The 7,082-nt window shown below is 31.1% G+C and carries 10 protein-coding genes; 7 read left to right on the top strand and 3 right to left on the bottom strand.

The genetic code is table 11. The annotated features are described in order from the left end of the window. Positions 1–157: 157 nt before the first annotated feature. The 4 genes from CN692_RS04115 to CN692_RS04100 all read left to right on the top strand — a co-directional run bounded on the left by CN692_RS04115 (position 158) and on the right by CN692_RS04100 (position 2,159). Complete coding sequence (locus CN692_RS04115; RefSeq protein ID WP_098117877.1) at positions 158–574, top strand: tetratricopeptide repeat protein; 417 nt, start codon at positions 158–160, stop codon at positions 572–574. 12 nt (positions 575–586) lie between these two features. After that, on the top strand, positions 587–1,000 hold the full coding sequence (locus CN692_RS04110; RefSeq protein ID WP_098117876.1) for a hypothetical protein: 414 nt from the start codon (positions 587–589) through the stop codon (positions 998–1,000). Between the two features lie 104 nt (positions 1,001–1,104). After that, a complete protein-coding gene (locus CN692_RS04105; RefSeq protein WP_098117875.1) occupies positions 1,105–1,296 on the top strand; it encodes a hypothetical protein in 192 nt (63 codons plus the stop codon). A 74-nt stretch (positions 1,297–1,370) separates the two neighbouring features. Beyond that, a complete protein-coding gene (locus tag CN692_RS04100) occupies positions 1,371–2,159 on the top strand; it encodes an aminoglycoside phosphotransferase family protein (RefSeq protein ID WP_098117874.1) in 789 nt (262 codons plus the stop codon). Between the two features lie 263 nt (positions 2,160–2,422). Here CN692_RS04100 and CN692_RS26585 read toward each other — a convergent pair whose 3' ends face one another. From CN692_RS26585 to CN692_RS04090, 3 genes are all read right to left on the bottom strand, one after another. Further along, positions 2,423–2,968: a DUF2812 domain-containing protein gene (locus CN692_RS26585; protein WP_257143964.1), complete on the bottom strand. Its 546-nt coding sequence runs from the start codon at positions 2,966–2,968 to the stop codon at positions 2,423–2,425. Positions 2,969–3,061: 93 nt separating this feature from the next. After that, on the bottom strand, positions 3,062–3,604 hold the full coding sequence (locus CN692_RS26580; RefSeq protein ID WP_257143963.1) for a DUF2812 domain-containing protein: 543 nt from the start codon (positions 3,602–3,604) through the stop codon (positions 3,062–3,064). Beyond that, positions 3,601–3,930 (bottom strand): PadR family transcriptional regulator, encoded by a 330-nt coding sequence (locus CN692_RS04090; protein WP_179874367.1) that lies wholly within the window; start codon positions 3,928–3,930, stop codon positions 3,601–3,603. Before CN692_RS04090 ends, CN692_RS26580 begins: the two co-directional genes overlap by 4 nt. A gap of 308 nt (positions 3,931–4,238) precedes the next feature. Between CN692_RS04090 and CN692_RS04085 the strand changes: the two genes are divergently transcribed. The 3 genes from CN692_RS04085 to CN692_RS04075 all read left to right on the top strand — a co-directional run bounded on the left by CN692_RS04085 (position 4,239) and on the right by CN692_RS04075 (position 7,040). Next, a complete protein-coding gene (locus tag CN692_RS04085; RefSeq protein WP_098117872.1) occupies positions 4,239–5,159 on the top strand; it encodes a phosphotransferase enzyme family protein in 921 nt (306 codons plus the stop codon). Between the two features lie 68 nt (positions 5,160–5,227). Next, positions 5,228–6,085, top strand: coding sequence for a hypothetical protein (locus tag CN692_RS04080; RefSeq protein WP_098117871.1), 858 nt, complete (start codon positions 5,228–5,230; stop codon positions 6,083–6,085). A gap of 13 nt (positions 6,086–6,098) precedes the next feature. Next, positions 6,099–7,040, top strand: a complete 942-nt coding sequence (locus tag CN692_RS04075; protein ID WP_257143962.1) for a hypothetical protein — start codon at positions 6,099–6,101, stop codon at positions 7,038–7,040. Positions 7,041–7,082: the final 42 nt, after the last annotated feature.

Below are 7,082 nucleotides of genomic sequence, written 5' to 3'. Positions count from 1 at the left end.
TTGACCTTATAATACGAACTAATGCGTTAGTTACATAACATTTTGGAGCTGTGATCGGCTCTTTTTTTATTCAACAAAATGGCAGTTTAGTTGTATAAGATTTTTTTGAAAATTACCTATATTAATAAAATAAAGCTAGTGTTTAAGAGGAGGACTTATGGAAATTAGTGATGAAATCTATGATAAAATAGTTGAACTTTCTGAGGAAGGTGATGCTTTATTTGAAGTTCAGGATTATGTTGGCGCCATTAAGAAATACAAAAATGCATTAGAACTAATACCTGACCCTAAATATTTATGGGAAGCTAGCACTTGGGTACTTACCGCACTTGGGGATGTGTATTTTCATCTTGAGGATTATCACAAAGCAAAGAATTATTTTTATGATGCTTTTAATTGTCCTGAAGGAATGGCAAATCCTTTCATACTACTGAGATTGGGTCAAAACTTATATGAAACCTATGAAGAAGAAAAGGCAAAGGAATATTTGTTGAAAGCTTATATGTTGGAAGGTCAGGACATATTTGAAGAGGAAGACCCAAAGTATATAAAGCTAATTCAAGAACTAATATAGGGGGAATTAAGGTTGAAAATATCAAATCTTGAACAGAGAATATCTTCACTTTTTGACAAGAGTAACGAGGAGTTCGATTTAGGAAACTACGAAGACTCAATAAATTACCTCCTAGAAGCCTGGAATGCTATACCCGAGCCTAAAGGTATTTACAAAGATAGTTATCATTTTGCTTTATATCTAAGTGAGACCAATCTCCTGATTAATAATTTTATTGAAGCTAAGAAATGGGCTGATGTAATTTATAGCTGTGGTCTTGATAGAATCGACTCAGGGGAAAGAGAATTTCTATCAGGAAAAGTAGCTTATGAAATGGGAGATATAAGCGCTGCAAGAAGCTATTTTGATTTAGCAAATGAAAAATCTGAGGGAAGATGTTTTATTAATGAAGATAAGAAATATGTAGAATTCTTCAAACAAAAGTAATATTCCTATATGTCAAAAGCTGCTTTATAGTAACTTTGCTTATTAAACTAACTAATGCGTTAGTTAAAATGAACCTAGAGTAGTACGTAAAAGGAGTATTCATCATGTTTGTATATTTAAATCTGTTTTTAGCGATTGTTATAATCCTATTAGTAACATTTTTTATCTACTTTTCTTATAAAATTATAAGAGGAAAAAAGACAATTAATTCTTGGATTACATTGATTGGTTTATCTGTGTTTATATTTATTGTTATTTGGCAGGTGTTAATTGCTCTTGGTGTTGTTCAACCATAAGAGTTCTAAAGGTTGTCTAATTAAACAACCTTTTTTTAGTTAAAAAATCAACAATTAAATTTAACAGAGCCCTTGTGGAACCAATTAGATTAAAAGAAATTCCAAACGGCATTAGAAGTATTGTTGGAGATATTATTGAAATAGCATTTCCACGACAAGGTCACACATCAAACGTAGGTATTCTAAAAACAACGAATGGATACTACGTACTAAAAAGAACAAAAGGCGAACAGTATTCCTCTTTACTGACAAAAGAAGTACATGTACTAAATGAGTTATCTCAAACTGAGTTGTCGATTCCAAAAGTTTACAATTATATAGAGGATAAAAATGAAGATTCCTTTTGGTCATTAATGGAGAATATTGAAGGTGAAACATTAAGAAGCTATTTATCTATCGAGAATACAAAAGAAAAAAAATACGAAGCGATCTATAATTTTGGTAAAACTTTATCAAAGCTCCATTCCACAATTTGCCCGGATTCATTAATAAATAATAAATTGTGGCTGGATGATCAGTTGATTCAAGCCGATTATAATTTTAAAAATTTCAAAGTAGATGGCACTTTAAAGGTGTTAAATAGATTAAAAGAAAATAAGCCAAGGACAGTTAATCAGACGTTAATTCATGGAGATTTTACGATTGATAATGTATTAGTCAAGAATGGAGAAATCACGGGTATTATTGATTGGAGTGGAGTAGCCTACGGAGACCCGAGGTATGATGTTTCATTGGCAATACGGCCTAAACCAAATATTTTTGAGAATAAAGCTGAAGTCACAATCTTCTTTGAAGGTTATGGAAATAGATTGATTAGTGATGAGAAATATCAATATTTTGTTGGAATATACGAGTTCTTTTAATGATTTATTATTTATATCAAACACGAAAGAGGATCAATTAAGTAAAGAAAAATTTATTTAAGAGCTAGTAGGAAGAGCATTAGAGTGGCAATACAAATGACCTAGTTATTGAACGCATGCTTTAGTTAATCAAAATGAACGGAAATTATAAAATCCCCAAAGTAGACTGCTAATCTATTTAATCAGATAAGCTTGATCGCATGTCTACTATAAGGGGATAATATTAATTAATCAGTTTTTTAGTTCAAAAACAAACATGAAAATTATTGATTCCTAAGTCGAAGAAAATAAAACCATGTTCTAACAGTATTAATACCAAAAAGTAGTGCAACAACTAAAAATAGTACCATATTTAAAATTATTCCTTTTGGATGAAAATAATTAAGAGTATTTAGATCTTGAATAAATATGTAGATATACATAATAATTAACGGGATAGTCCAACTAGTATATGAGACTGCTACCTTTTTGGCGTGTTTTAAAAGGTGGGTTTTATCACTGTAAATTCGCGGACTTACTTCACCTTTTTGATATTCTCGGGACCAAATAGTCCACTTTTGTATAGATGAATAGGAAGTAAAAATATTTTTCCAGCCAGCTTCCTTGTGAATGTCAAAATAGCCTTCATTTGATATGTTTTGATAATCAGCACAATAACTCACCTTACGTGGCTCACCTTTAATAAAATAGAAAGCGGTTTCTGTTTTTCCAACTCGATAAAGATTAAACCCGAGTTCTTCCATATTAACTAGCCATCTTTCAAGTTGATCAGGAGCATACATCCATCCAAACTTTCTTTTTACAATCATTGATCCCGAAAGTTTTAACTGTTTTTCTTCTTTTTTAGTTAGTCTGTTTTCACTATATACTTCATTTGGAAGTTTTTCTTGTTTTTCCGAGAGCTATAATTTATTCGTTTTTCTAATCTTAAATACTGAATAAATAGCAATTATAAAAAGCGCAATTGCAATTCCTAGACATGTATATGTAATAATCCATAAAGGGCTTTTTACTACTACAATAGGCTCATCCTGAAAAAACGCCATACCAAATATAGATATATTCATTAATGCAACAAATAAGAAATAAATTAAGAATCCACTATATGTATACATAATCGTTTTATTACGCTTTATAATGCCATCACGTACGGAGGCAGTTTTTAATTGTTCAATTGGTTTATCATTAGAAATAAATTGCCATTTTCCACACTGATTACTTTTTATCCAGCCTTCATCAGATAATGATTTAGACATTGAAGAGGCTCTAATTTTATCATATACTACGCGATATGTTTTTGTTTGGGATTCGCTATTTTGAAAGTAAAAGTAACGTAACCATCTATTTACTTTTACTAAGATGTATCCATTTTCCGCCATTTCTGAAAGCCATTCTTCTGTCTTTTTTACGTCATAGCTCCAAAATGGTCTAAATACTCTTATCATAAAAAAGCCTCCTCATATTTTATAGCATTTTGGTGAAGTTCTTTTAGTCTTTTTATCTCTGCAGCAATTATTTTTTTTCCATTTTCAGTAACTTCATAAACGGTTTTTCTTTCTTCATCAGCAAAAACAGTAATGAGTCCATCTTTTTGCATTTTTGTAAGTGTACCGTAAACTGTACCCGATCCCAATTGAATTCGTGATGCTGAAATTTCTTCCACATGTTTAATAATACCGTAACCATGACGTGGTCTTGTTAGAGATAGTAGAATGTAAAATGCGGTTTCAGTCATTGGTAGGTATTTCTTTAACACTTTTTCGATATCCAATATAACCACCTCTTTAGGTTAACTCTCAAAGATTGTACAAATGAATTTATATCACAACTAAATATGTCATGATATGACTATATCACGGTGCGACATAGTTAACAACGAAATATTCTGAAAAAATTGAGGATTAGGAAATAAGGTAATTAAGTTATAAGAGAGTCTTATTTTCTGAAAAAAATGTTCGTTATTTAATAAAGTAGTTGGGGCAATGTTTTACGCTAAGGCCTGTTAGTTTTGAACTAACGTCTTTTCTGAACTAGAAGGAATTAATGGCAATAATAGTTAATTAGTAGGGAGGACAAAATATGAATCTGAAAGTTTCTGAAATAGTAAGCAATTGGGACCTTGCTGTTATTTACATTCACGTAATCTCTAATAAAGTATCCATATTTACTAATGTAGACGGCAAGAAATATGTACTTAAGCAAAAAGAAGCAGGTCTAAAAGAAATCATTAAAGAACATGAACTTTTAAATTATCTAAATTCTAAAAATATTAGTGTTCAGATTCCGTTAATAAATAAAAATGGGGAAGATTTTTGCGAATATAAAGAAGAATTTTTCGCAATTTATGAGTATTTTGAAGGAGATATAATTACACCTAAGGAATGCTTAGAAGGTGGTCATTTTCCTAAGTTGTTTGGTGAAGCAATCGCGAAACTACATAAGGCAATGGAGACGTTCAAAGATGAGCATGATTTCACTAAAAGAAATCTCTATAATAACGTGTTTGGTTGGGCAGTTAATGTGATTAATTCTAATAAGAAAATTAATGAATTAAATTTGATTTTCGAAGAGATCGAAGCTGACGTTAAAAATATTTCCGAAGTTTTACCAAAACAATTAATTCATAGAGATCCACACACATCGAATTTTATTATGAAACATAATGAATTAGTTGGAATCATAGATTTTGAGATTGCTGAAGAAAGTATTAGGATTTTTGATGTGTGTTACTGTGCAACAAGTATTTTAAATGAAGTTTTTTCAGATCATACGTTAAGACAAGATTGGATTGCGTTTGTTGGAGAGTTATTTAATCGTTACAGTTCAATTAATCAATTATCCGATGTTGAGGCTAATTCGATATGGCACACAATGCTCTGTATCCAAACTATTTTTATGGCCTATTTCATCGATTATCCAAATCTTTTCGATAGTAACAAAGAAATGTTTTTATGGATATATGAAAATAGAAATCATATAGAAAAGAAAATAGTAATTTAACTAAATAGACGTTTTGTTTTATAAAGTTAACTGGATTTTTGCAGTAAGATTGCCGTGGAGGTAACTAAGTGACAATAAAACTAACTAAAGACAAATTGAGATTAGCAAGAGAATATATAATGACAAAAGGTAGAAATTTAGAACAAGAGATATATAAATTTCATTTTGAAAATGGGAGTAAAAAATCAGTAATCCATGAACTTGAAAGGTATCAGGGAGAAAATGGAGGTTTTAAAAATTTAGGTGAAGGTGAAAGACTTTTTGAAAATGCTATGGATACAAATATGGCCTTTCAAATTCTACATGCTATTAACGCTAGTAGAAATGAGGAAATTGTTCAAAGCGGTGTTAATTATATAATGAAATCCTATGATAAAGATCTCAAATATTGGTATCAAAATCCAAAAGATTCACCTGTTGAATATTATATGATTACCGATAAATGGGCGAATCCATGTGCAGAGTTAATTGCTTATTTACATGATTATAAGGAACTTGTACCAAGCAATTTTCTAGCTGAAGTGACAGAGGGGGCAATGAAAAAACTATCATTGCTAAATAAGGATGGATGGTTTGCTTCACTTTGTTTTCTTCGACTAGCTGATCGATTAGAAGATTCATTACGTGAAAAAATAATAGATAAAGTTAAAACGAATATATTTGACATAATCGAAACTAGGAAAGAGATTTGGTCAAATGAATATTGTGCAAAACCTTTCTGGTATGCTCCTTCACTACAAAGTCCACTATATTCTCTCCTTAAGGAACATGTTATTACTTGTCTTGAGAATGAAATACTTACACAATCAGACCAGGGAAATTTTATATTAAACTGGGAAGCCGGTTCAGGAGAAAAAGAATGGAAAAGTATTGTTACAATGGAAGTTTTACTAGTTTTAAAGAATTATGACATGATTTCAAATTAAGGAGGGATATTGATTGTACAATAAATTTCTGAGAAATCATTTTAATAAAGGTAAAGTGTTTATTAAGACTAATGGACGAAATATAGAAGACGCAAGGTTTGATTTTGAGTTTGAGAATGGAGATAAGAAAACTGTATTGAACGAGTTAATGGAATATCAGAATGAGGATGGAGGTTTTGGAAAAGCCTTAGAACCAGACTTTCGGTTACCAAAATCATCTCCCATGGCAACATGGGCTGCTGGACAAATCTTGAAGGAAATAGATGCGGATGCAGATCATCCAATGGTAAAGAGTATGATTGAATATCTTTTGAAAACATATAAACTCAAAACAGGTATGTGGGATTCTGTGCTACCAGAGACAAATGATTACCCACATGCGCCTTGGTGGCATTGGACAGAAGGTGTGCAAGAAAATTGGATGTATAATCCTGGTGTGGAACTAGCCGCTTTCATAGTGCATTGGTCCGCGCATAATAGTCAGGCTTCAATAACTGGATGGAATTCGATCGAAAAGGCAGTAAATCATTTAATGATAAAAAATGAAATGGATAGACATGAAATCAATAATTATCTTCAATTCATAAAAATAATCGAACCTTATAAAGAGCTATTTGAATTAAGAAACCAGTACACATTAGAAAGCGTTACAACTAAAATACTTGATCTAGCTGAAGAATGCGTAGATAAAGATGTTTCAAATTGGGGAACAGGGTATAAAGCTCTTCCGTTAGACTTTGTTGAACATCCTAATCATCAACTGTGCGAAAGATTAGGTCATTTAATTGATAAAAATATAGATTTTTATATACAACAAATTAATGAGGATGGGGTTTGGGACATTTCATGGCGTTGGGGTAGTTACCCTAAATATTTTGAAATCGCCAGACAACAATGGATGGGGATTCTTGCGGTAAAAAGGTATAAGCAGTTTAAAGCATTTGGTTATCTTTAGAATAAAAGGATTGCTATTGTTTCTCATTATTAATATAAAAAT

Origin of the sequence: Bacillus sp. AFS002410 (genome assembly GCF_002556365.1) — a bacterium.
Taxonomy (GTDB): Bacteria; Bacillota; Bacilli; order Bacillales; family Bacillaceae_G; genus Gottfriedia.
This window is presented reverse-complemented; position numbering and strand designations above follow the sequence as displayed.